Source organism: Williamsia sp. 1135, assembly GCF_002095395.1.
Lineage (GTDB): Bacteria > Actinomycetota > Actinomycetes > Mycobacteriales > Mycobacteriaceae > Williamsia.
The window spans coordinates 26862-50726 of the sequence record NZ_MJEI01000077.1 but is presented as its reverse complement, the minus strand read 5'-3'; the positions used below and the strand labels follow the sequence as shown (position 1 = coordinate 50726).

The window sequence follows — 23865 nt, the reverse complement described above, 5'->3', positions numbered from 1 at the left end:
CCTGTTAGGTCAGTCCGCCACTGGCGAATTGGGCTTCCATGGCGAGGATTTTGTCGGCGTAGGGGCGGGTCTGGTTGATGTAGTCGGCACCGTCGGTGGGGAATCCTCGGTTGCGCTGCACCGCGCCTTCACCGGCGTTGTAGGCGGCCAGGTAGAGCGCTTTGCGTCCGCCGGGGGTGTTGTCGGAGACTTCACCGGAACTGACCCAACCGTCGACGGTGGCCGCGATCGCGCACATGTATCGGCCTTGGGCCATTACTCCGTCACCGATGTCGTAGGGGTCGACCTTGCCGTTGCCGTCGTCGTCTTTGCCGTAGTTCGGCCAGGTGCCAGGCATGAATTGGCCTGGACCTTGTGCGCCGTCGGGCGAGGTGGCCTTGGGGTTGAAACCCATCTCCTGCTTTCCCTGTGCCGCAAGGAATGCCGATCCGATTTGGGGGCAGAGTTTTCCGGCTTTGCGGTACCAGGGTTCGAACTCGGCGGGCACTTTCCCGGCCGCGAGATTATCTGCCCCGGAACCGGTTTCCCCCACAGCGTTGATGGTGCCTCCGGTGCAGTTCGCGCCGCCGGTGTTGATTGACGGATCGCTGCCCGCCCCTCCCGGTGCCATCCCGTAGGTCTGGCCGGGTCCGGGCATCCCGTGACCGACGGTGGTGACGTGGACGTGATCCATGTGGTTGGCGGTGTCGCCGCCGCGATCTTCCATGACGTTGGAGGGTCCATCAGCGGGCCGGTACGTCTGGACCCAGATGATGTACTCGACGTTGAAGATCTTCTTGTTCGCCATCACGTAGTTGGCGATCGCATCACCGAGCGCTTTGCCCTCACCGCTGGTGTAGTTCGGGATCATGATGTCTGCGGCCCGGCCTGAGGGGTGGTCCGGGAACGCGTCGTAGGGACGCCACCCGCCGATGGTCTTGACCTGCGGGAATTTGACGGCTACTGCCCGGGCGAGGCGGATGGTGTCGATCTGCCAGTGCTCTTCGGTGCCTTTGCTCGCGGGCAGTGGAGGCAACTCCCCGCCGGAGGGGGTGTCGGCGGCCAGGGGTGTGGGTTGGGTGGGTCCGCCGTTGGTGCCGGTGGCGCCGACGAAGGTTCCTGCGGCTGCGGGCTTTTTGTCGCGGACACCGGCCGCGACCGAGGTTTGTGGCCACGCACCCCACCCCTGGGTCGACAGGACGCGATTGGCCACCTCCATTTGCTGCTCTTTGGTGGCTTTGTCTGCGGTGGGCGCGTACTGACCGCCGCCGGCCCCTGTCCATGTGCCCGGATTGAACTGCAGGCCACCGAAGTACCCGTTTCCAGTGTTGATGGCCCAGTTGCCACCGGATTCGTGCTCGGCGATCTTCTCCCAGTCCGCAACCGACACAGCGGTGGGATCTGCCGGGGCGCTCTGGTTCGGCGCGGTGCCTGCATTGACGCCGCTGCCTGCGTTGACTGGCGGCGCTGACCCCACCTCGCGGGCGGAATCGATCCACGGCTGCGGGTCTACTGCGTGTCCTCCGGTGAGCCTTCCGCCCTCCCACGTTTCGAAGTGCAGGTGTGCCCCGCCGGGTCCGGGCGGGGAGACTCCGCCGTTGTAACCGACGTCGGCGATGTGTTGGCCGGCGGTCACTTTCTCGCCGGTCTTGACCAGTACACCCTCGGGGAACATGTGACCGTAGACAGTGCTCCACATCTTGCCGCCGACGTTGTGGTCGAGCACGATCCACATGCCAAACCCGGAGGCTTCTTTCGCTTCGGCGACGGTGCCGTCAGCGGAGGCGTAGATCGGCTTGCCTGGTGCAGAACCGAAGTCAACGCCTTGGTGCATCGCACCCTCGCGCATGCCGAACGGGCTGGTGGGGGTGTAGTCGCCGGTCTTCATCGGCTTGACGGTCGTTCCGGGCGCGAGAGCGTCTTGATTGGTGGCCGGCCCGGTGGCATTAGGTGCAGCGTTGTAGGTATCGCAGTCGGCGTCTTCGTCGGTGCTGAAGAGCATCACGAACATCATGACCACCAGCACCACGCCGGCTATGGCCACGTAAGAAACCAGCTTGCCGGAGTTCTTCATCGCCGCACCCGCCCCTATCGCCCGGCCGAAAGGTCGCGACCGTCGAGGTAGCTGACCGAGTACGGCACCGCGCCTTCGCCGTTGGCAAGCCGGGTCAGTTCGGCGACCGCTGCACGCAGCACCTCGTTTTCGCGGGTGAGCTCGCGCACCCGCAGGGGTTCGTCGGCAGATTCGGCTCTAGCTGGACCAAGTTCTTCGTGCGCCCAGCGGCGCAGGGTGGTGATGGGAACGCCCATCGACGTGGCGGTCACGCCGATGGCTTCTTCTCGTGAGCGCGAATGCGCCAGTTGTTCACTGAGTTTCGTCAGGCATGTCAGGCGGAACTGGCTGGTGTAGGTGCGCTTGCGGCCTCGTTCACTCATGCCGACGCGGCCCCTGCCCAGTCAGCATCAGCATCAGCGGCGGCATATTCTTGGGTCCACTGTTCGACCAGGTCGAACCGCTGGTTGGTGTCGTGGATACCCGAGACGATTTCGGCGTTGGTGAGAATGCTGCGCAGCGGCAGTCCTGGTGCGCCTTGCTCCCCCACTTTGATGTAAAACTTGCCTTGACCTGGCGGTGTGGTATTCGTGCGGGCATCGCCGGTCAGTGCCGGTGGTGACGACCAGGACGTGATGTCGGCGATCTCGGTGTCGGTGAAGGGTTTGATGTCGGAGAGTCGGCCCATCTCCTTGCGTGGCAATGCTCCGACGACCAGGCACGCGGCCCGTTCGATGAATCCGCGAGCGATTTCCCGGTCTTCCTCGTTGGCCAGGGAGATCAGGTCGGTGACGGTGTGGGTGCACATCAGCAGTGCGGTGCCCCAGACACGGTTGAGGCGGGTCAGCTCGTCGACCCGCTCGACCATCCCGACCCCAGCACGCAGAACCTGCCACATCTCGTCGAGGACGGCGAGGAAGTTGCGTTTGGGTCCGCATCCGGCGTCGTGCAGGAAGTGAGCAGCGGCGGTAGCGGCGAAGCCGTGCTCCCAGCAGGTCAGCAGCACAGCGCCTTTGAGCTTGCGGTCAGAAGCTTCGATGCCGGATACATCGATGCACACCGCAGTGGCATCGACATTGATCGGGGTGGTTGTCTGTCCGGAGAACACATCGCCGAAGCCGCCCTTGAGCAGCGACTTGAGTGTCCGGCGCAACGGTTTGGACTCATGCAAGCACGCATCGCGGTCACTCTCGCAGTAGGCGTCGAGGATCGGCTGCGGGCACGTGTCGAGGACCGCGATCAGATCTTTGAGCTCGGGCTGGACTCCCGACTGTTGACCTGCTTCGTCGCACAGGGACAAGGCCTCACGTAGAGCTGCTTCCTCGAAGTCTTCGATGTGGCGGCCGCGCGTGAGTTCGGAGAGCGATTTGATGCGACGCAGCCGGTCACCGGAGATGCGGGCACGCACCCGGCGGGCGATCGTGGCGGCCTTGTCAGCACTCAGGGCGAGTTGATCAGCTACCTCCGTGCGGCCCTCGTCGAGGGCCTGTTCGGCCAGGCGCCGACGGTCGATGACCGCTGCGTCGAGGGTGGGCAAAATCTGCGAGAGCGGTCCCATGTCGAGGGGGTTCATTTGGCCGGCCCCGTTACCCAGGTCGATGATCTGTCCGCCGTCGATGGATTCGACCAGCTTGCGGTAATCGGGCTTCATGTCGCCCAGGACCAGCGCGGTCACTCCGGTGGCGATCAACCCGAGCATGATCTTGCGGGCCAGTGTCGACTTTCCGAAGCCGGGAAGACCCAACAGCATCATTGAGGGCTGGTGCAAGAACTTGGCCCGGGTCATCCACGACAGCGGGTCGAAACAGACTGGGGCGCTGGTGTATAGGTGCGAACCCAATGGGATGCCTACAAGTGGGGCTCCTGCTCCGACCGGGAACGGCCACATGCCTGCTGCCTGCACGGTGGTGGCGCGGTATTCGACCGGCATGGCCACCGGCCCGGCATGCCCACTGAGCCGTCCGACGAGACCGCCGCGTTTAGATTCGGGGAAGGGTTTGACCCCTCCCCTGCTCTGGGACACCAGTCGCCTTCTACTGCTGGCGGCCAGGGTTTTCCGTTTGCGAACATCGGCTTTGAGTTTGAAGTCGGCCACCCAGCTCTCGACGCGGTTGCCGGACCACTTTTTGTGCTCGAGGTGGCGACGCTGCTCGGGGTCGAGCAGCGTCGGTCCCGACGGCTTGCGTTGGTTGCGCCGCCTGTCTCGGCGGCTACCGGCAGCGGTCTCGTCGACGGCGTCCTCGTCGTGGTTGGCGATCTGGGAGGTCTCCGCGTGGTGTTTGCCTAGCACCGTGCCCATGGCTGCGGTGTCCTTTCTGGAGGGTTCTGTTCGATGAACGGGGCTGCTATTCAGCGTGTTTGCGCGATACCGAGGCGTGGTCGGGGAGTAGAACGCCGATGCCGATGGTTGCTGCGAATGCTGCTGATTGCTGCAGGTACATGCGGCGCACCCGCAGGCTGGCCCGCATGGTCAGATCTCGGACGATCGCCTCGTTGCGGGGGACGTCGCTGTCTTCGGGGTTGGTGATGGTGACCATGACGCCGAAGCGGGTCAGTCCGTGGCCGCGGCCTTGTTCCTGTCGCTGTTGCTCGGTCGCCTCGACGCGGAGGTCGGCCTCGACGCTGGCAACTCCCTTGCCGCTGTTGCGGCCGGACAATGCGTTCTTGTAGTCCTTGTTGACCAAGCTGGCGGCATCGGAGGGGCTGTGGGGGCGGTAGACGATCGCCACTCGTTTGCGGACCAGATCACCGTTGACGTCGACCACAGGACGCAGCACGGTCTCTGGTACCGGTTGGCTTGGTGCCACCGACATTTCCCAGGTGGTGCTGAAGCAACCGTCGTGCCAGTAGGTTGACCGTTTGTCGCGGTGTGCCATCGGGCCGGCGTCTTCCCAACCCAGGTCGTGCCCGCCCTCGTCGATGTCGGCCAGCTCCAACACATTCTGAGTGCTGGGGCTGTACGCCCGTTTTGTCAGCGCCACGATCTCATCCGATCCGAGCATGCGGGGATTGAGATTGGCTTCATCGAGCACCGTCAGCAGTCCGCCGAGGCGGCGGGAGATCTCTGCGATCTGCTCCCCCACGTCGTCGCGGCGGGCTGCCGAGGTTGCTTTGAAGGTGATCGCGACCCGGGCCCACATGCGCACTGAGCCATGCGGCAGGATCTCGGCCGACTCGGTCATCATGGCCGTAGGAAGCGGCCCGCCGGGCATGGACGGGCGGACCAGTTCGGCGACTTCGCGGCGCAACCGGTTCCCCGTTTCGGGACCGGTTTCGATGACGACGGTGGCCCCGTCGACATCACTGGTGTCGCCGAGGTAGTTCAAGAATGTTCCCCAGTTGAAGACTGACACGTTCACTGACTCTTGGTCGATGGCTTCGTTGCCTTGGGGGAAACATTCGATGATGACGGTCGACTGCTTGGTGGCGGGCAAGTGCACCACGCCGTACTTGTGGCCAGATCGGTGCTGATCCCAGCCTTCGTGCAATTCACTGCTGTGCAGCAGGCCTGGAAGGCGATTGGTGCCGTTGGGTACTCGGGAAAATAGTCCGGACAAAAACATGTCTTCTCCTTTGCGGGTGTGTGTGCGCCACTGACGGGCCAGGCCTGACCACTCGTAGAGGCTGCGGCCGCCGAACCGCAGCACCATCGGTGACCACACCAGGTAGGCAATGGCGGCGAACGTGACAGCCACTGCGACACCGAAACCGAACATGATCAGGGCGATGAACATGATCGCGATGACCAGGAACCAGATCGATGCGCGAGTACTCATCCCGAACAGGAACGAGGACCGGGGAATGGACCAGCCGGTGTAGAGCACGCGGTACTGGGTCTGTGGTCCGGTCATGACGGCACCTCATTTCGTCCGAGGGAGCGTTGCGGTATCTGTGAGCCGACGGTGGCCGGCGGTGGCCCAGACTGGCCGCCACCGCTACTGGCGCGTTGTGCCTTGGATCCGCCGTCGGGTGAGCCAGGTGCAGTCCTGCCGCCCCCCGATGATTTGGCCGATTCCACCCGCGGAGCCGGTGCGCTGCCGGTCCCTTTACCGCCGCTACCTGACCCGCCGCTCTGCCCACCGGACTGACCGCCGCTGGACGGACTGATGTTGGCGCCCTTCATTTCCCGAGCGCCACTCTTGGGAGCAGGCCCGGCGTAGCCGCCCCCGCCTCCCCCGCCGCCCATGGACTTGCCAGCACCGCCCATCGCACCGATCGCGGCTCCACCGGCCTTAGCGGCCACGGAAGTTCCGCCGCTGGCCAGGGCCATGGCTCCACCAGCGAGCATCGGCATCATCGACCCACCGCCGCCGCCCGCCCCGTCGTTGCTGACCCCGATCACCCGCAACAACGCGGGGAATGAGACGGCTGCGACGGTCAACAGGATCAGGCCCTGGAGCTTGCTGATATCGCTGGCAGGATCGGCGGCCCAGAAGGCGCACGCCATGATCGCAGCGGCGCCGAGTTTGAACAGGACGAACGCGATCGCCCAGTTGCGCATGGTCTCAAACGAATTGCGTCCGAAACTGCTTCCGGATGCGGTGGCGGCCAGCGGTATTACCCCGACGATGACCATCAAGAAGGCCTGCCGGATGACCAGGAGCACTGCTTGGGTGATTGCTCCGACCAGACCCAGGATCGCGATGACGAGAACCCATCCTGGTCCCCAGGTGGAGTTGTCGTCGATCAGCATCGACCGAACTTTGCCGCCCAGATCGTCGCCACCGGATTCTCGGATGAGCCACAGTGCGATGGCGTCGGTGGCGATCGTGCCCAAAGTGATCATCGTGGGCAACAGCGCGATCGCGAACACCGATCGCATCAGAACCTTGGCGACCTCGAGGGATTCGGCGGTTTCCCCACCCGGCATGGCCATGGCAATGCGGACTGAGGCGATCATCAGCGAGATCGTCAGTGCCGCAATTTGTAACGGGGCAAACCATGCTTGCAGGGTCGTCAAATATTGTGTCCCGGCGAGCTTGGGTGTCGGAATGGTGAACCACCAGTTCAGGACCGCGCCCCAGCCGTCTGCGACCCCGGAGATCATCGACTTGACGGCTTTGCCGAAGCTTGTTTTCCACATGGCCGCCAATGCGTCGGTGGGATGGCTGACGACGTTGGAGACCTTGCAGGTCTGCTCGGCCACGTTGCCGATTGCCCGGGTGATCGCCTGTGTCGGTGCCAGCCAGGATCCCTTGTTCTTCGACATGCGCTCGCACACGGCATCGAAGCCGTAGGTGCCGCCGCCATCACCACCGCCCGAGGTGTCGAGGCCGGGCGACTTCGGCACGTTCGCATCGAAGGCCTTCTCGGTCTCCGTGGGTGCCGGAGTGCCGCTGGGTATGGCGAACTGCCTGGCATCGCCGCACTTCTCGGTCACCAGCGTCGGCGGTCCACCGGTGGCACTCAAGTTCGGTTTGAGGGTGGTGCACGACTTCGACTTCTGAACCATTGAGTACCCGGCCGGCGGTTTTTGGTCACCGGTCAGCACCAATGCGGTGGTTGGAATCTTGTAGTCAGCGGCGTCTTGTGCGGTGACGTACTGGAAGCCCGAGGGCGCGGGGTCGGTCGGCGCAGGATCGCCCGCGTTGACCGCCAAAGGCGCCGTCGTGCCCTTCTTGCAGCCGGGGGTGGCACCGGCCAGGCACACGCGCTGACGGTCCTCGCGGACCGTTCCGGGAGGAAGGTAGTCCTGGTCGGCTGCGCCTGGGTTGGCGAGGTAGTACGACCCGGTTAGAACCCCGAAGTCGAACTTGGCTTCTTGCTCGGACAGAGGTTTCCACATCTCGTCGTCGGGTGCAGCTGATGCGGTGCCGCCGCCGATGACCAGGGCCAGTAGAAACGAGGCGGCGATCGCCAGGGCTCCTGCGACCGTGGTGCGCCGCCGGGTGCTGTTGCTCACCATTGCGTCCACCCTTCGAGTGAGGTTGTCGTGCCGGTGTTGTCGCTGGTGGGGAGTTGGAGTTTCCAGTCACCGTTGTCACCGGACGACGAGTCCCACACCGCCTGCCATCGTGAGGTGATCCATTGCTGCACAGGGGTGCTGCCTGCTTCTGAATCCGGTGCTCGACCGGCGAACTCGACGATCGCGTAGTCGTCTGCGTAGTCGACGATGCGGAAGGCGTCGGGCTGGGCTTGGTAGGTCATGGCCGCGTCGGTGAGCTCGCGGTAGTACGGGCCCTGTTTGGTGAGGTCGGAGTTGAGCTGGCTGCGTTGCTCGGTGGTCATCTCGACCTGTTCGTCGTAGATGATCTGTGCCATTTCGTTGACGCTTCCCGCGATCCGCAGCGAGATGTTGAGCACCGCGATAGCGGCTCCTTGCGGGCTCTGCCGAAAGCCCATGGCTTGCCCCGCATACACGGTGCGTGGTCCGTCGGACGTCGTAAAGGGGACGATGACACCGTCATTGACCTTCTGCCACATCAAGCCCGCAGGCGCGGTGACGGGTGTGTTCGGCGACCAGGTTGGCCCAGCGCGCCAGGGGTCTTGGGCCAATGCCCACCCGCCGCTCCACTTGGGCACGTCCACCCGGCGACCGAACGGATCTGTGACGGGCGTACCCAGACCCGCATACTGCGGATCCGACTGCCCCGGTAGCTCCCCGGGTGCTCGGGTGGTCGCAGATACGGGCGGCGGTGCGCCTTCGGGACGGTCGGTCGCCGGCGAATCATCGCCTCGCAGCGCGAGAACGGTTGCGATGACCACACAGATCACGACGCCGATGACGCCCGCGAGGGCGACGACGGTCCAGATAGGGTTGCGCTCTGTGCGCTCGGTGGCGGGCTCCGGTGGAGTGGAGTACTTCGAGGCCATGAGTTGGTTCCTTTTCTGGCGTCGCTGCGGAATCGATGTCGGCGGGGGCGGGTGGCGCTATTCCGTCAGGGAGACGAATCCCTCGAGGTTCGCCAGCGGCGTGGGGGTCGGTTCGTGGCCGGGCTCGGGCAGCAGGACCCGCCAATCGGCGCCTGTCCACACCACCGTTTGCTGAGCGGCGGCGAGCGTGCCGTCCTGTTCGACTGCCAACGACACGTCGGCGCGCTGCGGGCTGTAGCTGGTGAACTTGTAGCCGCGCACGATCGGGGCTGTGCCTTGCGGTGCCGGCCCGCTCACCGACACCAGTGCTCGATTCACCGCGTAGGTGTCGCGGCCTGTTCCTGGCGCGACGAGTTTGTTGGCGACTTGTGCCCACGACTCATCAGGCGCCAGCGATAGCCGAATGGTGCCCTGGAACGCGGCCAGCGCTGCACCTTGCGGGGTGTTGCTGTAGCCGGTGGCCAGGTCTCCGGTGACCTTGGCCGGGCCGTCGGTAGCGGAGACGGGCAGCCTCGCGCCCTGCCAACTCACCCAGGTGACTTGCGCGGGAGGTGCGGTGGTGTCGGTGGCCGCCGACGGTTCGTCACTGCCTGAGTCGGAACCGCACGCAGCCATAGTCACCGCTGCTATCAGGGCCAGGAGAGCGAGGAGGGGCGTTCGTAGATGCTTCATAGCGTTTGTGTCCCAATCGGTTAGAAGGTGAGGAAGAATCCGGAGAGCGAGAATGCGGCACTGAACATGACGGTGCAGAACAGCACCCAGCCGACCTTCTTAGCGCCGCGGCCCAAACCGTGACGCCAGGCAACCCAGAACAGCGTCGATCCGACGATCAAGCAGGTGAGTAAACCGAGCAATCCGAGCCACATTCCGTAGCCGAGGAGCTTGTTCAGTGCGTCGTCGGCGTCGGGGGGAAGTGGTTGCGAGGGCGGTGCGGGTTCAGCGAGAACGATGAAGGCCATGGGGTTCTCGGCTAGGAGAAGAATGTGATCAGAGCAGCAGCGGAGGCGCAGACGATCGCACCGATGAGCGCTCCGATGACGACTTTGACGCCTATACCGCCGCGAGCTCCAGCGCCGTTCATTGCGTCGAACCACATCCAGCCGGACCCAAGGATGATGCCAGCGACGAATCCGAGGCTCACGATCCACAGCGATGCGCCGACGAGTTTGAGCAAGCCCTCACCACCCGGTGGCTGGATAGGTGTGGGCTGGTCGATAGCGAGGACGGTGATTGTTTCAACTGCGAGGTAGGTGGTGCTCATGCTGGGTTCTCCTCCTTTGACGCGGGTGCGTCTGTTTAATGGGTGTTTCGTGTGCGGATGAAAGTTCTGATGACGTCGCGGATTTCGTGGGCGGCGACGATGGCCTCTTTGAGGTCTTTGTCCCGTCGTTTGGCGGGAACGGGTTCGTCGATGGCGATGGGTGTGATGTCGGGTGGTGTGATTTCCAGCCACTGCGGGATCCACGGGATGTGCCATACCCGGTCGCTGACCAGGCCGCTGATCACGGTGGTGTGATGGCGGAGCTTGGTGCTGACGGTGCCGGGTTTGGCCGCGACCAGGACCAAGCCGACGAGCACGGTGCCTTGTCCGCCATGGCCGGACAGATGCTGATTGATGAGGTCGTGGGCCCGAGAGAGTCCTACTTCTGATTCGCGAGCGACGATGACCACGAACGGTGACTCTTCTGTTGCCCCGCCGGGAAAGCACCCTTGTGCATCGCCGGCCAGCGGCCAGAGCCGGGCCAGGGAGCTTGCGCCAGCTCCCCCGTGTGCGGCGACGAGCCAGAACGAGGGCGCGCTGGCTCCGGCCGGCAGCCATACCGGTTCGGGCCATACGTCGATGAAGCTGTGCGCGGCAGGGGGCGCTACGACGTGTTGGCGAGGTTGCGGCCGGGTGGGCGGCGCGTAGTCGTCGTCGCGTGCGAGGGCGCTCATAGTGCGCCTTCTCTTTTGGTGTGAAAGTCGTCGGCGACCAGCGATGCGAGGTTGCGGTATGCGTCAACGGTTTTCGGTCGGAGCCGGTCCCAGTAGAACAGTCCGCCCTCGGCCAGGTGGGGGTCGAAGGGAACGGTGACGACGGCCCGGACCCGGCTTTGGAAGTAGGTGATGATTCGTTGTTCATCCGGGGTCGGTTTGCGGCGCCCGCTGGCCTGGTTGATGACCACGATGGCCCGCGCGGACAGATTGCGCATCGAGTGGGCATCCAGCCAATCGAGGACAAACACCGCGTTGCTCAACGAGTCATCGCTGATCAGGGTCGGCACGATCAACGAATCGGTATCGGCGTACACACCGCGCATTGCGTCATGGGTGATGCCGGTGCCGCAGTCGCTCAAGATGACCTGGAAGTGTGCGGCGATCATCTGTGCTGCTTGCTGGTATTGCTCGCCAGTCAGCGCCTCCGAGCGTGCAGGGTCAGCGTGGGAGGCGACGACCTGCAGGCCGGTATCGGCCTCGAGGGTGTGAGCCCGGACATCGGAATACCGCGCGTACTGACCGGCAGCGAGTAGGTCGTAGATCGTCGATGCCTGATCGGTAGGGACAATCGTGTTAAGGCGCTGTCCGAGTATGCCTTTGTCGGGGTTGGCGTCGATTGCCAACACCCGGTCGGTGCGTGCGTCCGCGAACGCAGATCCCAGACCCAACGTGGTGGTCGACTTGCCGGCGCCGCCTTTGGTGGTGAACACCGTAATTCGATGATCGCTGGCCACCGGTGCGTTCAAGCGGTAGGTGATGGCCCGTTCACGGACGTCGGCTGGGTTCTCTCCGGGGTTGATCGCTCCGAAGGTGCAGCGGTGCACCACTCGCCGCCACCCCGACCGTGGGATGGGCTTGACTCGACGACCGAGCAGTTCCGGGGACAACGTCGTTCCGACCTGGACGCCCACCGGGACGGGTTGGCCATCGAGCGAGCCTTCCGAGCGCGGCCAACGGCGAGGGGGGTCGATCTGGACAGAGGCAGCTGAGAGCTCGCGGTCCGCCGTTGGCGCGGCCGTCAGATGTGGGGCACGGGGTGAGCGCTGGCTGTATGGCAGGGGTGCGGTTTGCGCGTGCGGGTCCCCCATGTCGTCCGGCTCCTCGGTGCCGTCGACACCCAGGTTGGCCATCCAGTCTTGTGACATCATGCGCTCCTAACTGATTTGGGATGGAAGGTGTTGTCGCTCACGGCGATGACAGTCCTTTTCGTTTGTCTGTGTCGATCGAGACGATCCACGTTCGGCCGTCGTTGTCGACGGTCTGCACGAGCTGGAACCAGACCCTGCGGTCCGCGGGGTTAGGGGTGTTGTGCGCCAGCTCCACCGCCCACAGGCCCTCGCCTCGATCGGTGACGGACAAGCAGAACGTGGTACCGGCGGGGATGGTCTTGATTCCCGCCTCGAGGTCAGCGACCGATCCCACCTGGGCGTCCGGGGCGACAACCTCGTGGGCCCTGATACCGGACCTCCACGTGTAATAGGCGAAGTTGAACCGTTTGATCACCTCGGCGCCACCGACCACATCGCCCTCATCGTCACCGGTCGTGACCTTCCCGTTGGTGGTGTCGGGACACGGATCTGTGGGGTCGGCAGTCGGTGCGGCGGCCGTCGGAGCGTGCTCGCCGGTGTGCGTGGCCGCGGGTGTGTTCGGCCGGCTCGACGTGGCCGTCGTTGAGGACATCGAACCGATCGCCCACGCTCCCGCAGCCACGGACCCGGCGACCACGAGCACGAAAGCGGTAATCGCGATCAGCAGGCCTCGAGTGCGGCGGCGGGGGCGGCGGCGCGGGGCAAGCAACGGCGACACCGACTCAGACGGCGGTGCGATGACGTCGGCGGGTGCTTGTTGCGGTCGCTGCGGCCCGGGTGTCGGCGCAGCAGCCCGTTCTGCGTTCTGGGTGGCCGCTGCCGACCGCGAGGTGGCAGAGGTAGAGGTGGCAGACGAAGCAGGTTCGCCCGCTGTTGTTGAGGCCGTGCCGGTGGTGGCTGCCTCGCGTGCTGGTGCGCCAGGATTCGGCGGCGCAAACGCGGCCGAGGCAGGCCGCTCCCACGGTTTACGTGCGGGCGCAGAGTTCGGGTAATTAGTAGGCATCACTGATCAGTCCCGAACATCACTGGCGAGACCTGCGTGGCGTCAGCGGGATTGCCGGTGCGTGTGTGGGCGATGAGTCCGAGCAGCTCAGCTGATGGCACTGAGACTGCCTTGACCGTGGTGGTTTCGCTGAGCTGGATAGTTCGAGTGGGAGCCGATCCCATGACCTGTGCGCCCCCGCTGACTCCGATCCCGCAGATGATTGCGGCAACAGCAGTTGCGCCTGTTACGCAGATGCGTGCTGTCCGCGAGGCCGTGGTGAAAGTGGTCATGAGATCGGCTCCTAACTCTGTGTATTTCGGTTGCCTGTTAGGCCGCTGCGCCCGGAACGGTCTGCGGGTAGGTGATGTTGAGGCCGTCGACGGCCTGCGTGAGTCCGTCGCCGATCTGCTTGGTTACGTTTGCCGCCAGGTTCTTCGCGGGTTCGGCCAGTGGGCCGAGGACCTCATAGGGTGCGGCTGCTTGTTCGGCGGTCCACCCACCCGAAATGGGTGGAAGGCCTGCGATGTTCGCCGAGAAGTTGACGTCGCCGGCTGTGCTCACGGTGTAGTCCACGGCCGGGAGCCCCGCATCTGACGCCGAGGGGGCATCGAGGACTAGCTCGAACTGGTTGGCATCAGGATTGATTGGTGCGTGCTCGGGGTCGTGTTCCCAGGGAGCTCTCGGGTTGCTGTCGGCGTTGCCCCCGCCGAGCGCCCATCCCAGCGCGGCGCCCGCGACCGCACCCAGCGTGCCTGCGGCCGCGGCCGCCGCCAGTGCTGTTGCTGCGGCGACACCAAGGCCTGCGCCGGCACCGATCGCGGCACCGGGAAGGGTGTTCAGGCCGTTCGGTGGGATCGCTGAACCGATACCCAGACCGATCAGCGCGCCGGAGGGCACGGTGAACAGCGCGACGGCTAGGAATGTCGGGACCCCGACTGCGACGGCTGCTGCGACGCCGCCGACGAAGCCGGCGACTACGGCGGTTGCTGCTTGCCGGTCGGCCTCTTTGTCGGAGTAACCGATGGAGCGGAAGAACTGGGCCAGCTTCGCTTCGGTGTAGGCGCTGTACTCGTTGCCGGAGATGACGACCGACTTTGGAATGTTCAGTTCGGTAGGTACTTCCGCGACAAAGTCGCCCAGGCGAATGTTGTCGCCCGGATCGGTCACGATCTTCGGCGCTACCGGTGCTTCTGGTGTCGGGGCATGCAGCTGAGGTGGTGGTGTCGGGGCCGACGGTGGGCCTTGCTCTTCCGGGGCTGTCCAAAGGATCGGCTCCGCTTCCTGGGGAGGTGAGGGAAAGAAGCCTGGTTCGGTCTCTGGCGCGGGCTGGGGAGTGGGCTCAGGCGCGGGAGGAGCTGGTGCCGGTTCGGGTGTTGGTGTGACCCCGGGCTGACCGGGTTCGGTCGTCGAGGGTGGGGTGACGCCCGGTTGACCGTCCTCGGGTGCGCCCAGGGCCTGGCCGGCGAATGCTGTGCTGACTGCGATCGTTGCCAGCAAAGTGGCTGTAACCATCCGCGGAGACGTGGAAAAGTTGTGCTGTGCTCGATGTTGTTGCATGAGAGGTGTATCCCTTCGTGTTTGGTGTCGTTGAGTGGGTGGTGAGGTCGCGGTTCTTACGACGGCGCAGATGGCGCAGTCGAAACAGCAGAGGTGGACTTCGGTGCTACTTCGCCTGGACCGAGATCAAGATCGGCCGCTGGCGCATCTGATGATGTGATCGGGGTGGACGTCGAGGTGGTGCTCGAGGTGCTCGTCGAGGTCGTTGACGTACTGCTGCTGGGCGTGGCAGTGGTGTCGGCGCTGTCGTCACCGTCGAGCTGCCAGGGCTGGTACGACGGATCGGTGGCCGGTTGTGCTGGCACTGCTGGGAGTTGCAGACCCGGCAGACCGTTGTAAGAGCCCTCTCCGTTGACCGGGACCGTAGGGGTGAAGGCGGACGCATCAGGTGTGGAGTCGGCGATCGCGCTGCTCAGCAGATCGGTGATCGCAGCGATGATCCAGTTGGTTCCGAACTCGACCGCAGAAGCACCGGTCGCCGCCAGCGGCGTTGTGTCGTACATGTTGTGCTTGGCAACATTCCAGTACGACACGTCAGCGGCCATACGAACCAGGCCCTGATTGTCGGTGATGTCTTGCTTGATCTCATTGACAATCAATGGCGCTGCCTTATCGACGAGGTTGACCGGCAGCATCTCCAGGGCCGCCGATCCGAGCTTGGCGCCGAACACCGCAAGGCCTGCTGCTGGATTGGCCAGTCCGACCGTGGCGACCTCAGCAATGTTGGCCGGTGTCAGCACCTTCTTGGCCACCGTGATGGCCGTGTTCATGGCGATACCAAGGACTTTGCCGACGGCCGCAAAGATATCGGGCTGGTACTGCGGGTCAGATGCAGTTGTCACCCGGGACAATACGGTTTCCTGCGGCTGGTATTGCAGGCCAGCAGTGGTGCCGTCGGTAGTGGAAATGTCCTCGTTGACCACATCTGCCGCCGTCTTAATGGTGGTTGTACCAACAACGTTGGCCACCGACAGCAGAATCCCCACCGGGTCGTCCTGATTGAGGTTCAATTGGCCGGCAACGTTGGCGACCAGCTTGGCCACCGGGGCATCAGCAGGTACGTCGCAGGCGAGATCACCTGGGATACACGCCGACGCAACGCGTCCCGTCAAGTCGCCAAAGCCGGAGGCGACCCCTTCGATAGGGGGTGCGATCCCGCCGCCCTCGCCCGCTTGCTGATCGGCTGCCTGGACTTGGGTCACTGATGCTCCCTGCGTGCCCGGTACGGGAGCGGGAGCGGCCTGGTCGTCGGCACCCGGAAAAAGACCCGCGCCATCTGGCCGGTCTGGCGAACTGAAGAGCATCCCCAACGCGACGCGGTCCGAATCGATCGGACCCTGGCCGTTGCCGATCTTGCGGAGCACCGTGTCGGCGACCTGACCGCCTTGGGAGTAACCCAAGACCGCGAACTTCGTTCCCGGGCAGCGCTTGGCCTCGTCACCGATGACTTTCTCAGTGTTGGTCACACCGGTCGTGACTGACTCTGCGTACGACTTTCCGCGCCAGCCGAAGTCCGCCGGATACGGCACGTAGGTACGGTCAATTTTGCTCGGATCGTTTCCGAACTTCGCCGCGACCGGCACAACCACCTTCGAGAGCATCCCGGCATCGGCCTTCGGGTCCTGCTTATCGCCGGACTCGTTGGTGCCCTGATCGGCGATGACATGGATCACCGCACACTGTTCGCCCGTTGCTGTCGCGGTAACAGGGGTGGACGACGGCGAATCAGCCCACGCCACCCCGTTCCCCCATACAACGCCGATCGATAGCGCTATCGTGCCTGCCAATGCAGCCGAAACTGCAGCTCGAGACCTCGCCATAATCACTTCCCTTTCTTCGGATCAGCTGAAATCGACGTGATCCACGTACGGCTCGAAGGATCGTCATGGGTACGCACAATTTGGTAAAAACGGTGTGTTTCAGAGGTTGTGGGGCGTATCTCCGTCGTTTCAACGGCCCAGACGCCGTTTGCCCGGTCGGTCACTTTGACGCAGTGCCGCGTGCCCTGAGGTCGGCTATTGATCCATTGTTGGAGCGCAGAAGTCGTTGCTACGGCACCGTGAACGTCGACCACTAATCGTGCGGCCGAGGCGGAGCGCAATACGTAGACGTTGAACAAGAACCGTTCAATGACCGCAGCTCCCCCGCTGACGCCGCCCCGCCCGGAACTGACCGAGATCGCCCCGTCTCGTAGCTCACGGCACTGCCCGTCGACGACTGCTGCAACATCCGGGCTCGACTGGGTCGTGGTCGCCATCTGTGCAGGGATCGTGCTCTGAGGCTCCGGAGACAGCTCGAGGATGGGATCGGCTGTAGCTGCTGGGGCCGACGTAGACGTCGAGAGAGTTTCAACCCCCCACCACGCAAGTCCTACTGCAGACATGGTGACGACAGCGATGCCCACCACCGCTGCGGTCAGAAGTCCACGTTCACGCCAGCGCGACACCGGCACGAGCCGGGCTTTGGACTGCCGGCCAGGTGCAGAGCGAATCTCCGACAAGAGAGGTAGATGCTCTTCAGCCTCAATGAGGCGTTCGACCACGCGATTGTCAGCTGCGGTGGATTCGATCTGCTGGCAGTCATCAACGCTCTTCATGGGCGGACCACGCTGTTGGTTGGCCACCCAACCAACAGAGAATGACAACTGCACCGCGAGATGACCTGCACAAACGGCGGTGACATAGACACTTTGACCCCCAAGGTCCTTCACATAGCGGCGCAACCGCCTACCCTGGAGGGGTCAGCAGTCCGCACTTAACGGCGTGGATGCCTGACACGACCCCGAACCCGCCCTTCCTGGACGCCAATCTTTCGAAGATGGGTTCGGGGTCGACCTATTTCTAAGGTGGCTGCGCCGACGTGTTGTTTGCGCGAGGTCGTGAGGACTTGATGGCGCGACAGCGACTCGACGTCCTAAGCTCCCCTTCACCGCCAGAAGCCGACTTGTCGCATGCGACGCCTGCCTGCCACCGGGTAATTTCTGGGACGAGGCGATCGACGGTCCATGATTTGGCATTCCGCGCCGAATTGCTCTGTTCAGAGGGGGTGGCAGCAGCCGCCACTGTCACCACCCCCTCATCCTCGTAGGCAGGCATCGCCGAATCAGCCAGCCTTCGATGCCGGAGTCGTGGATGTCCCCGTCGCCGGCGCAGTGGACTCGGTCCTAGACACCATCGATGTAAGAGTGCCGAACCGGGTGGAACGTTTGTTAATCAACACGTTTCGCTGTTCCGTCTCATGACAGGTGGGTGTGTCGCCGAAGCGGACTAACGCTGACTTGGACATGGTCGAGCGGCCTGACGTGGGCACTGGTCCGGTCGCGGCGCCTGTACGTGACGGTGTTATTGACCGCCGCAACAGGACAGACAACCTGCGTCGAGTTGCGGTCTTCTGCCGCAGCGCGATCCGCGCAATGCGAGACAAATCGACAGGTCTATTGCTCATCACAGATTCCCCCTAGGAACGTTCGACTAGGCGTGCAGAAGCAACGCCTCGAATCGTCCACTGGCGAGTAGTCAGCCTGCGGGAAAGCACTCCATGCGGAGTGCCCAGTGAGCATAGGCAGGCATGACATAGAAGTGCAAGCGCTGGACTCAGCGTGGCGTTTTGTGTCCGGCATGGGTTGAGCGTAGAGCGAGTAGAGCCGTCGGCGCAAGAGTTGAGCGCAAGTATTCATTTCGCGCGGCTAATCCGGTGCGCGTTTTTAGTCAAAATGGAAGGCTAGACAGGGGAAGTGGAGAGGCGGAACGCGTGCCACGTGGCGGTACTGCCGGATTCTCTCCGGCTGCGTTGAGGAACGCCCTAGATCGACACAATCTGACGATCGAAGACTTCGCGGACGAAATCGGAATCTCAAGGCAAGCTGTGTCGTCCTGGTTGACCGGCGTCACCACGCCTTCGCCTACCTCACTGACCCGGGCCGCCCGGACTCTAGAGCTAACGCCAGCTGACTTGACCCCTGGTGTCAGTGCCAATCTCTACGTCAGTGACCTGCGGGTCCGCGCGGGGTTGACTCAGACCGCTACGGCTGAGCGATTGGGCATCGCACAAAGTGCACTCAGCGAGATCGAGCGGGGGCGTCGCCAACCCGATCCGAACGTGGTGGCCTCAATGGTCAACCTCTATTCGGTGGACGAGGAGTCCATTGTCGAGGCGTGGGAGCGGACGGTAGCCGATCGCGAACGCCAGCGCGCTGCTCGGCGCTCGGCGCGCCGAGGTGGCAGCTAAATATCGCAAGTATTCATCTACGGTGCTGGCGCTCGAGTGGACCCGTTGGGTTGCATGAACGCTGGCGCCGTGCACACTAGTGCGCATGTCTGTCCACACTCAGCGTGCAGCCTCAACTTTCCCACATCCCCGACGACGACTTCCCGGCCTGGGCGACATTCTTGCCGTGTCAACGGCGAGTCCGACCCAGTCCGAGTTTGAGCTCTCTAGGGATCTAGGACCGGTCTACGAGCTGAAGTTCGGCACGCAGAGGTTCCTGGTTGTAACTTCCGGCGAGTTGGCCAAACAAGTCAATAACGAGCAGACCTGGTCCAAACTTGTTGCAGGTCCTTTTCTTTCGATGCGCAAGAACCTCACGGGGTCTGGCTTGCTCACGGCAGCGAACTCCGACCCCCTGTGGAGTCACGCGAACCAAGTTCTGCGCCCCGGCTTCGTACCCCAGGCCATGCGGCGCTACCACGGAGCAATGAGCGAGTGCGTTAACGGCCTCTCTAAACTGTGGGCCAACCAAACCGAATCAATCGATGTCTCGCGCGATATGAGTCGACTAACCCTCGAGGTGATAGGCCAGGCCGGGTTTGGCACCGAGATCGGGGCCCTGCGGCCCGACTACGACTTCGGGTTTACTGATTCGTTGACTCGAGCACTTACCAACGTGAGCCGCTCAGCGAACGATTTGCCTTTCTCTCAGTGGATCTTTCGGAGTCGTCTGTCGCAGTTTCGCCGAGACACGACCGAGCTACGGGCGTACGCGCAACGGGTGATTGAACAACGACACGCGACGGGTGAGCGAAGCAACGACCTACTCGACATGATGCTCCACGGCAGTGACGACCTCGACGCGCTGCCGGATGAGAACATCGCCGACCAGGTACTGACCTTTTTGGCCGCCGGCAACGACACTACCGCTGGATTGCTCAGCTTCTGCTTCTACTACATGTCGCAGCAGCCCGAGTACTTCGCAGCAGTGCGAGCGGAGGTCGAGGATCTATGTGGTCAAGGGCCGGTCGAGTTCGAGGATGTCGCTCGACTCAAGCTCACGCGCCGGCTCATTGACGAAACACTGCGCTTGTGGCCTGTCGCTCCCGGGTACTTCCGAAAGGCCACGGCCGACCAGGAACTTGCGGGCAGGCTAATACCGCGCGGGACCGTGGTCTTCGTCCTCACCCTCGGAGTTCACCGCGACAAAGGAACGTGGGGAGATGACGCGGACGCATTTGACCCGGCGCGCTGGGAGAACTCGAAACCGGCGTCACACCCGAATCGTGTCTACAAACCTTTCGGCACTGGGCCACGGGCGTGCATCGGTCGGATGTTTGCTCTTCACGAGGCCACCTTGGCGGTAGCCGAGCTTTCTCGTAGATTCACTTTGAACATTGAGGGCTCATCTGAGCTCCGCGTGCACGAAATGTTAACCCTCAAGCCTGAGGGTTTCGCCGTGCGGGCGCAGCCGGTCGCCTAGAGGCGGACGGTCGGGGTCGGGGAAGGGGGCTGTTTGTGGCGCGCGTAAAAGATGGGTATCCGCAAGACGGGTGGGTGGTCGTGGAGACCATCACCGAAGGTGGAATGACGGTCGTCAGTGTGGCCGGCAGGCAAGCAGAGTGGCAATCAGTCGAGCGCAGGGCACCCGCGTTTGTCCCGATTAAGAGGCTGATTCGTGAGGTTGCCGCTCGTAGGCAGGCTATCGACGTCGATGTTCCCGGCGACGGGGGCCGCAGCGCACGTGTTGTGGTGATACCCGTACCTACACCTCGAGGTCTGTGCCACGGCGTGCAGTTCTGGTGTGGGCCAAGCGGCGCTACTCCCCCGCCTCCTCGATCCATCGCCGGATGCATCTGGGACTTCGACAGACAGATTTGCGTCCAGCCCTATGAAAGCAATGTCATGTCGGGGCGAGAATCGGTCTATACCGAGGAAGTGTCTCTGGCACGAATTTTGAGTCTGGGTGACCGTTACGACGAGTACGCGCCGGTATTGCAGCAATTGTTTGCGCCGGAGCCGGGACACAGATCGCAGTCCCTTGTGACTGTTCCACACGCCGAGGGGCGTCTGATGCGCTGGCAGGTCAACGTCATCGCACATCCGCCGGGCGTGTTCACGATCTGGGAAGACGTCACCGACGTCAGGCCGGTGGAGCCCCCTACCTTGCACCAAATCGGGCTAGACAGCGCGCAAAGCTTGGGGCTGAATGTTGCGGTTATTGCTCCCCAACAGGGAACTTTGGCAATGTTTCTTACTCCGCCCCCAGACTGGGTCCAGTACAACTACCGTCAAGCGGGCGTCAGCATCTTTCATCCAGACGATCTACCAAAGCTGGCAGACTTCGTCGACTCCGATAGTTTCGACTCGGCCGAGCACAGCCAGTCGATCAGCATACGAATCCTCAACGTCGACAACGTATATGAACCGATTGACCTGACTCTTAGGCCCTATCCAGACGCCCTTGGCAGCGGCTTGGTCGTGGGGTCATTTATGCGTAGAGCCCGTTCGATTTTTGGGCTGTGACACGTTCGACGCGGCTTCCGCTTGCGTTGGGCCATCCAGCTCGCCAGCGCCCAAGAAGGTCGTCGGCGTCTGTTCTTGGAATCTGCGCTGAGTTGCCAGTTATCTGTACCTGTTTCAGGCGTGTCGCTACCTGTACCTGTAACAGGCATGCGCCACGATAGACAGGTTCGCGTTGGACGGCCGCAAGGAAGGAAGTTCACTGATGGCTCAACCCAATCTCGGTAAGCGCAGAGAGCACATGGTGCGGGTTCCAGCTCCCATTGACGTTCCGGAACTTGCGGCGCGCGCGGGCTACAGCACAGTCAGCAGATACGTCGCTGACCTGCTTTGTGACCTAGGCGGCAAACCCGAACTAATGGTTGGCCCTGATCTTTCGAAGGAGGAGCAACTGCCGCTGACGGGATAAGACCCGGAAGTCCGATCACAACTTCACACGCGGTTTCGTCGACTCCTGGAATACACGAAACCCCCTGGCTGGCGGGCCAGAGGGTTTCGTAAGGTTTCGAACTCTCAGCGCTAACTGAGAGCCAGGACGGTTTGCGGCCGCCCCATTCCCCGAAGGGACTGTCTTGTCGGACAGAGCCCAGGGTACAGCCGACCCTTGCGCGGCTGCAATCCCTGCACATCGCGTGTCGGAAACAAAATCCGGCGCATCACTAATTCTGCGTGAATATTGCGGATCAACACCCCTACGCCCGCGGCGCGGACGGTCTACGACCGCTTCGGCCCGTTTGCGCAAACTGGGTTGCTTCGGCCTCCAGGCGATCGCCCTGGAGCCTGGCGACTTCGCACACGCGGGTGTGGCCTGCTGGAATCGCGACGACCATTGGCTTACCTGGGCCATCCCGATCGCGTACGCGCACCGCTATGCCGACATTGTTCCCATTCTCGGCGGACCAAAGAACGGAATTTCACTCCGTGTGCTGATGCAGATCGCAGCCGCTCACGCAGTGCATGCTGACTTTAGGACCGGCCGTAACTGCCGGCCGAGTATTGAGCGCGTGGCAGCGATCTCCGGGTATTCCGAACGGACCATCCAGCGTGCGCGCCAGGTGCTACGACTGCTGGGCTTGGCTACTGAGATAGTCCGCGGCCGCCAACGGACCCTCGACGAACGCCTCGCCTCGTACCGAGTCGGAGATAGGGGCCGCGGGTGGACTTCGGTGTACGCGCTTCACAATCCCCAGGTTGTGGATAAGTACGCTGGTAACAGTGTTGCGGCACCCCACCCCGAAGGGCGCCCTTTAGGGCGCTCACCTCTCGTATCGAACAACTCACTAACCCCCACCGGCAAAGCCGGAGAGCAAAAACAGAGCGCTCCGCGCGCAACGACCACAGCACGGCGGCGATACAAGGCACCTGACAAACATGGTCTGTTGCTAGCAACGAGGTGGCGTAGGAACCCTCGCACGCCCCGGTGGGCGCACAGATACTCATCATCAGCCTGGTCTCACGTCCTCGCAGGTCCGGCGGCGCATGGATGGACAGACCGGGACTTGAACCAGCTACTTGTCGATGAAATCGGGTTGGGACGATGGATTGCAAATAGCCCGAGCCGCCCGATCCTTCTGTTGGCCGGGATCCTCAACCGTCACGAAAATCTAGATGACCGCCCAGCCGCCGCTGATGATGCAAGACAGCTGGAGTACGAGTCATGGCGCGACACGGGCTTGACGTGCGCAAAGTGTGACGAGCACGGCTGGGTGTTGCCGTATAGCGAGCCGGCTCAACGATGCGACCATCAGTAGATACCGCGGCCGCCGGCCGTGACTGCAGTCGCGAGAGCCGTCGGTTTGGCAGGAAGGAAGCCGGTTGTGCTGTTCTAGCCCGCAGCGGTCAGGACGCTTTGTGCTCTTGGTCCACAGAGGTGCTGCTCCGAACCGCATCGAGGAGCTTTCGGAACTCGGTCGCCAAAGGACTTCCGTCGTCGAGCCCGATGAGAACGCCTTCCGCGCGCGCAGCAGCTATCTCAATGTTCGGGGGCCCCGCAGAGCTCGGATTCGCCGCCGGCGTCTCAATGTCGTACGTGGCCAGGTCACGAGTCAGCATTTCTGCCATAGATCGATGATGTTCGAGTTGCGCGGCCAGGCGACGCGCATCGCTCTCAGCTTCGCGTCGGCAGTTGTCGGAACAGTAGTTGCGCGGGCGCCCTCGGCCCATGGTGCGGCGGAACTCGCTGCGGCACTGGGGCCGTGCGCAGTACGCAGTAACCACTGCTGCGCGCTTGGAGCTGTTCTCGACGGTGGGCGCGGACGGCACTGCCTCGGCTACCCGCCGGGTCCCAGGTTTGCGCTCCACTACTTTATTGTCTCATAAATCGCGCGAAAATCTGGTAGTTGGAAGCCGCTGAGCTGGCTGAATGGGGGTAAGCAGGTCAGTCGTTGGCCTGACGCGCCTGTAGACGAGCCATTAAAACTGCGCGAAAAACGCGCCAATATACTTACATCGATGTGATTCACATCCCGGGGAGTGGGTACCAACGCTCCCCTGCACGAACCCTCGACGTCGTCGCCCGCCATCGATGAGGTCAAGGCCAACCACTACCAACGAGAGGTGGGAACCTACGTCCTCCAGCAGGACCTGATCGCACATTTCAATAGCCAGCGTGAGCACTAAACAAGAAGAACCCCCCGGGTACCAGCCGGAGGGCTCTTAATCTGACGTTTGGCAGATCGAGTTAC

21 protein-coding genes are annotated in these 23865 nt (G+C 63.2%); 4 read left to right on the top strand and 17 right to left on the bottom strand.

The window, feature by feature from the left end:
- Nucleotides 1-4: 4 nt before the first annotated feature.
- From BFL43_RS07810 to BFL43_RS28470, 16 genes are all read right to left on the bottom strand, one after another.
- Entirely contained in the window at nt 5-2053 is a 2049-nt protein-coding gene (locus tag BFL43_RS07810) for a transglycosylase family protein (protein WP_084892006.1), read from the bottom strand.
- A gap of 14 nt (nt 2054-2067) precedes the next feature.
- Nucleotides 2068-2415 (bottom strand): hypothetical protein, encoded by a 348-nt coding sequence (locus BFL43_RS07805; RefSeq protein ID WP_206186638.1) that lies wholly within the window; start codon nt 2413-2415, stop codon nt 2068-2070.
- On the bottom strand, nt 2412-4331 hold the full coding sequence (locus tag BFL43_RS07800) for an ATP-binding protein (RefSeq protein WP_143695173.1): 1920 nt from the start codon (nt 4329-4331) through the stop codon (nt 2412-2414). The genes BFL43_RS07805 and BFL43_RS07800 overlap by 4 nt, the downstream gene beginning before the upstream one ends.
- A 46-nt stretch (nt 4332-4377) precedes the next feature.
- On the bottom strand, nt 4378-5883 hold the full coding sequence (locus BFL43_RS07795) for an SCO6880 family protein (RefSeq protein ID WP_084892005.1): 1506 nt from the start codon (nt 5881-5883) through the stop codon (nt 4378-4380).
- Nucleotides 5880-7934, bottom strand: coding sequence for a hypothetical protein (locus tag BFL43_RS07790; RefSeq protein ID WP_143695172.1), 2055 nt, complete (start codon nt 7932-7934; stop codon nt 5880-5882). Before BFL43_RS07790 ends, BFL43_RS07795 begins: the two co-directional genes overlap by 4 nt.
- The gene (locus tag BFL43_RS07785; RefSeq protein WP_084892003.1) at nt 7931-8845 is read right to left on the bottom strand and encodes a hypothetical protein; all 915 of its coding nucleotides are present in this window, start codon (nt 8843-8845) and stop codon (nt 7931-7933) included. Before BFL43_RS07785 ends, BFL43_RS07790 begins: the two co-directional genes overlap by 4 nt.
- 57 nt (nt 8846-8902) lie before the next feature.
- On the bottom strand, nt 8903-9517 hold the full coding sequence (locus BFL43_RS07780; RefSeq protein WP_143695171.1) for a hypothetical protein: 615 nt from the start codon (nt 9515-9517) through the stop codon (nt 8903-8905).
- A gap of 20 nt (nt 9518-9537) precedes the next feature.
- Complete coding sequence (locus tag BFL43_RS07775) at nt 9538-9804, bottom strand: hypothetical protein (RefSeq protein ID WP_084892001.1); 267 nt, start codon at nt 9802-9804, stop codon at nt 9538-9540.
- An 11-nt stretch (nt 9805-9815) separates the two neighbouring features.
- Nucleotides 9816-10106 carry a hypothetical protein gene (locus BFL43_RS07770; protein WP_084892000.1) on the bottom strand — a complete coding sequence of 97 codons (291 nt, stop codon included), beginning with the start codon at nt 10104-10106 and terminating at the stop codon, nt 9816-9818.
- A gap of 35 nt (nt 10107-10141) precedes the next feature.
- Nucleotides 10142-10780: a DUF6668 family protein gene (locus BFL43_RS07765; protein WP_084891999.1), complete on the bottom strand. Its 639-nt coding sequence runs from the start codon at nt 10778-10780 to the stop codon at nt 10142-10144.
- Complete coding sequence (locus tag BFL43_RS07760; RefSeq protein ID WP_168176561.1) at nt 10777-11967, bottom strand: MinD/ParA family protein; 1191 nt, start codon at nt 11965-11967, stop codon at nt 10777-10779. Before BFL43_RS07760 ends, BFL43_RS07765 begins: the two co-directional genes overlap by 4 nt.
- Before the next feature lie 40 nt (nt 11968-12007).
- A complete protein-coding gene (locus BFL43_RS28480) occupies nt 12008-12913 on the bottom strand; it encodes a hypothetical protein (protein WP_143695170.1) in 906 nt (301 codons plus the stop codon).
- The gene (locus BFL43_RS28475) at nt 12913-13185 is read right to left on the bottom strand and encodes a hypothetical protein (RefSeq protein WP_143695169.1); all 273 of its coding nucleotides are present in this window, start codon (nt 13183-13185) and stop codon (nt 12913-12915) included. Before BFL43_RS28475 ends, BFL43_RS28480 begins: the two co-directional genes overlap by 1 nt.
- Before the next feature lie 37 nt (nt 13186-13222).
- Nucleotides 13223-14407 carry a hypothetical protein gene (locus tag BFL43_RS07745; RefSeq protein ID WP_143695168.1) on the bottom strand — a complete coding sequence of 395 codons (1185 nt, stop codon included), beginning with the start codon at nt 14405-14407 and terminating at the stop codon, nt 13223-13225.
- Nucleotides 14408-14508: 101 nt separating this feature from the next.
- Nucleotides 14509-16191: a cutinase family protein gene (locus tag BFL43_RS07740; protein WP_240498127.1), complete on the bottom strand. Its 1683-nt coding sequence runs from the start codon at nt 16189-16191 to the stop codon at nt 14509-14511.
- 83 nt (nt 16192-16274) lie between these two features.
- Complete coding sequence (locus tag BFL43_RS28470; RefSeq protein WP_143695167.1) at nt 16275-17174, bottom strand: hypothetical protein; 900 nt, start codon at nt 17172-17174, stop codon at nt 16275-16277.
- A gap of 1229 nt (nt 17175-18403) precedes the next feature.
- Here BFL43_RS28470 and BFL43_RS29400 point away from each other — a divergent pair.
- The 3 genes from BFL43_RS29400 (at nt 18404) to BFL43_RS28465 (ending at nt 21184) form a co-directional block, all read left to right on the top strand.
- A complete protein-coding gene (locus tag BFL43_RS29400; protein WP_240498126.1) occupies nt 18404-18679 on the top strand; it encodes a helix-turn-helix transcriptional regulator in 276 nt (91 codons plus the stop codon).
- A gap of 85 nt (nt 18680-18764) precedes the next feature.
- Nucleotides 18765-20141: a cytochrome P450 gene (locus BFL43_RS07730; protein WP_084891992.1), complete on the top strand. Its 1377-nt coding sequence runs from the start codon at nt 18765-18767 to the stop codon at nt 20139-20141.
- Between the two features lie 80 nt (nt 20142-20221).
- Nucleotides 20222-21184 (top strand): GAF domain-containing protein, encoded by a 963-nt coding sequence (locus BFL43_RS28465; protein ID WP_143695166.1) that lies wholly within the window; start codon nt 20222-20224, stop codon nt 21182-21184.
- A gap of 1836 nt (nt 21185-23020) precedes the next feature.
- Here BFL43_RS28465 and BFL43_RS07720 read toward each other — a convergent pair.
- Nucleotides 23021-23242, bottom strand: coding sequence for a hypothetical protein (locus tag BFL43_RS07720; protein WP_143695165.1), 222 nt, complete (start codon nt 23240-23242; stop codon nt 23021-23023).
- A 411-nt stretch (nt 23243-23653) separates the two neighbouring features.
- Here BFL43_RS07720 and BFL43_RS28865 point away from each other — a divergent pair, with 411 nt between their 5' ends.
- Nucleotides 23654-23800 carry a hypothetical protein gene (locus tag BFL43_RS28865; RefSeq protein ID WP_168176559.1) on the top strand — a complete coding sequence of 49 codons (147 nt, stop codon included), beginning with the start codon at nt 23654-23656 and terminating at the stop codon, nt 23798-23800.
- Nucleotides 23801-23865 lie beyond the last annotated feature (65 nt).

Coding starts and splice junctions, on each gene's coding strand:
- BFL43_RS07720 (WP_143695165.1), bottom strand. CDS start 23,242: ATGGCAGAAATGCTGACTCGTGACCTGGCCACGTACGACATTGAGACG.
- BFL43_RS28475 (WP_143695169.1), bottom strand. CDS start 13,185: ATGACCACTTTCACCACGGCCTCGCGGACAGCACGCATCTGCGTAACA.
- BFL43_RS07765 (WP_084891999.1), bottom strand. CDS start 10,780: ATGAGCGCCCTCGCACGCGACGACGACTACGCGCCGCCCACCCGGCCG.
- BFL43_RS07785 (WP_084892003.1), bottom strand. CDS start 8,845: ATGGCCTCGAAGTACTCCACTCCACCGGAGCCCGCCACCGAGCGCACA.
- BFL43_RS07760 (WP_168176561.1), bottom strand. CDS start 11,967: ATGTCACAAGACTGGATGGCCAACCTGGGTGTCGACGGCACCGAGGAG.
- BFL43_RS07730 (WP_084891992.1), top strand. CDS start 18,765: ATGTCTGTCCACACTCAGCGTGCAGCCTCAACTTTCCCACATCCCCGA.
- BFL43_RS07775 (WP_084892001.1), bottom strand. CDS start 9,804: ATGGCCTTCATCGTTCTCGCTGAACCCGCACCGCCCTCGCAACCACTT.
- BFL43_RS07800 (WP_143695173.1), bottom strand. CDS start 4,331: ATGGGCACGGTGCTAGGCAAACACCACGCGGAGACCTCCCAGATCGCC.
- BFL43_RS07745 (WP_143695168.1), bottom strand. CDS start 14,407: ATGGTTACAGCCACTTTGCTGGCAACGATCGCAGTCAGCACAGCATTC.
- BFL43_RS07770 (WP_084892000.1), bottom strand. CDS start 10,106: ATGAGCACCACCTACCTCGCAGTTGAAACAATCACCGTCCTCGCTATC.
- BFL43_RS28480 (WP_143695170.1), bottom strand. CDS start 12,913: ATGCCTACTAATTACCCGAACTCTGCGCCCGCACGTAAACCGTGGGAG.
- BFL43_RS07795 (WP_084892005.1), bottom strand. CDS start 5,883: ATGACCGGACCACAGACCCAGTACCGCGTGCTCTACACCGGCTGGTCC.
- BFL43_RS07810 (WP_084892006.1), bottom strand. CDS start 2,053: ATGAAGAACTCCGGCAAGCTGGTTTCTTACGTGGCCATAGCCGGCGTG.
- BFL43_RS07780 (WP_143695171.1), bottom strand. CDS start 9,517: ATGAAGCATCTACGAACGCCCCTCCTCGCTCTCCTGGCCCTGATAGCA.
- BFL43_RS07805 (WP_206186638.1), bottom strand. CDS start 2,415: ATGAGTGAACGAGGCCGCAAGCGCACCTACACCAGCCAGTTCCGCCTG.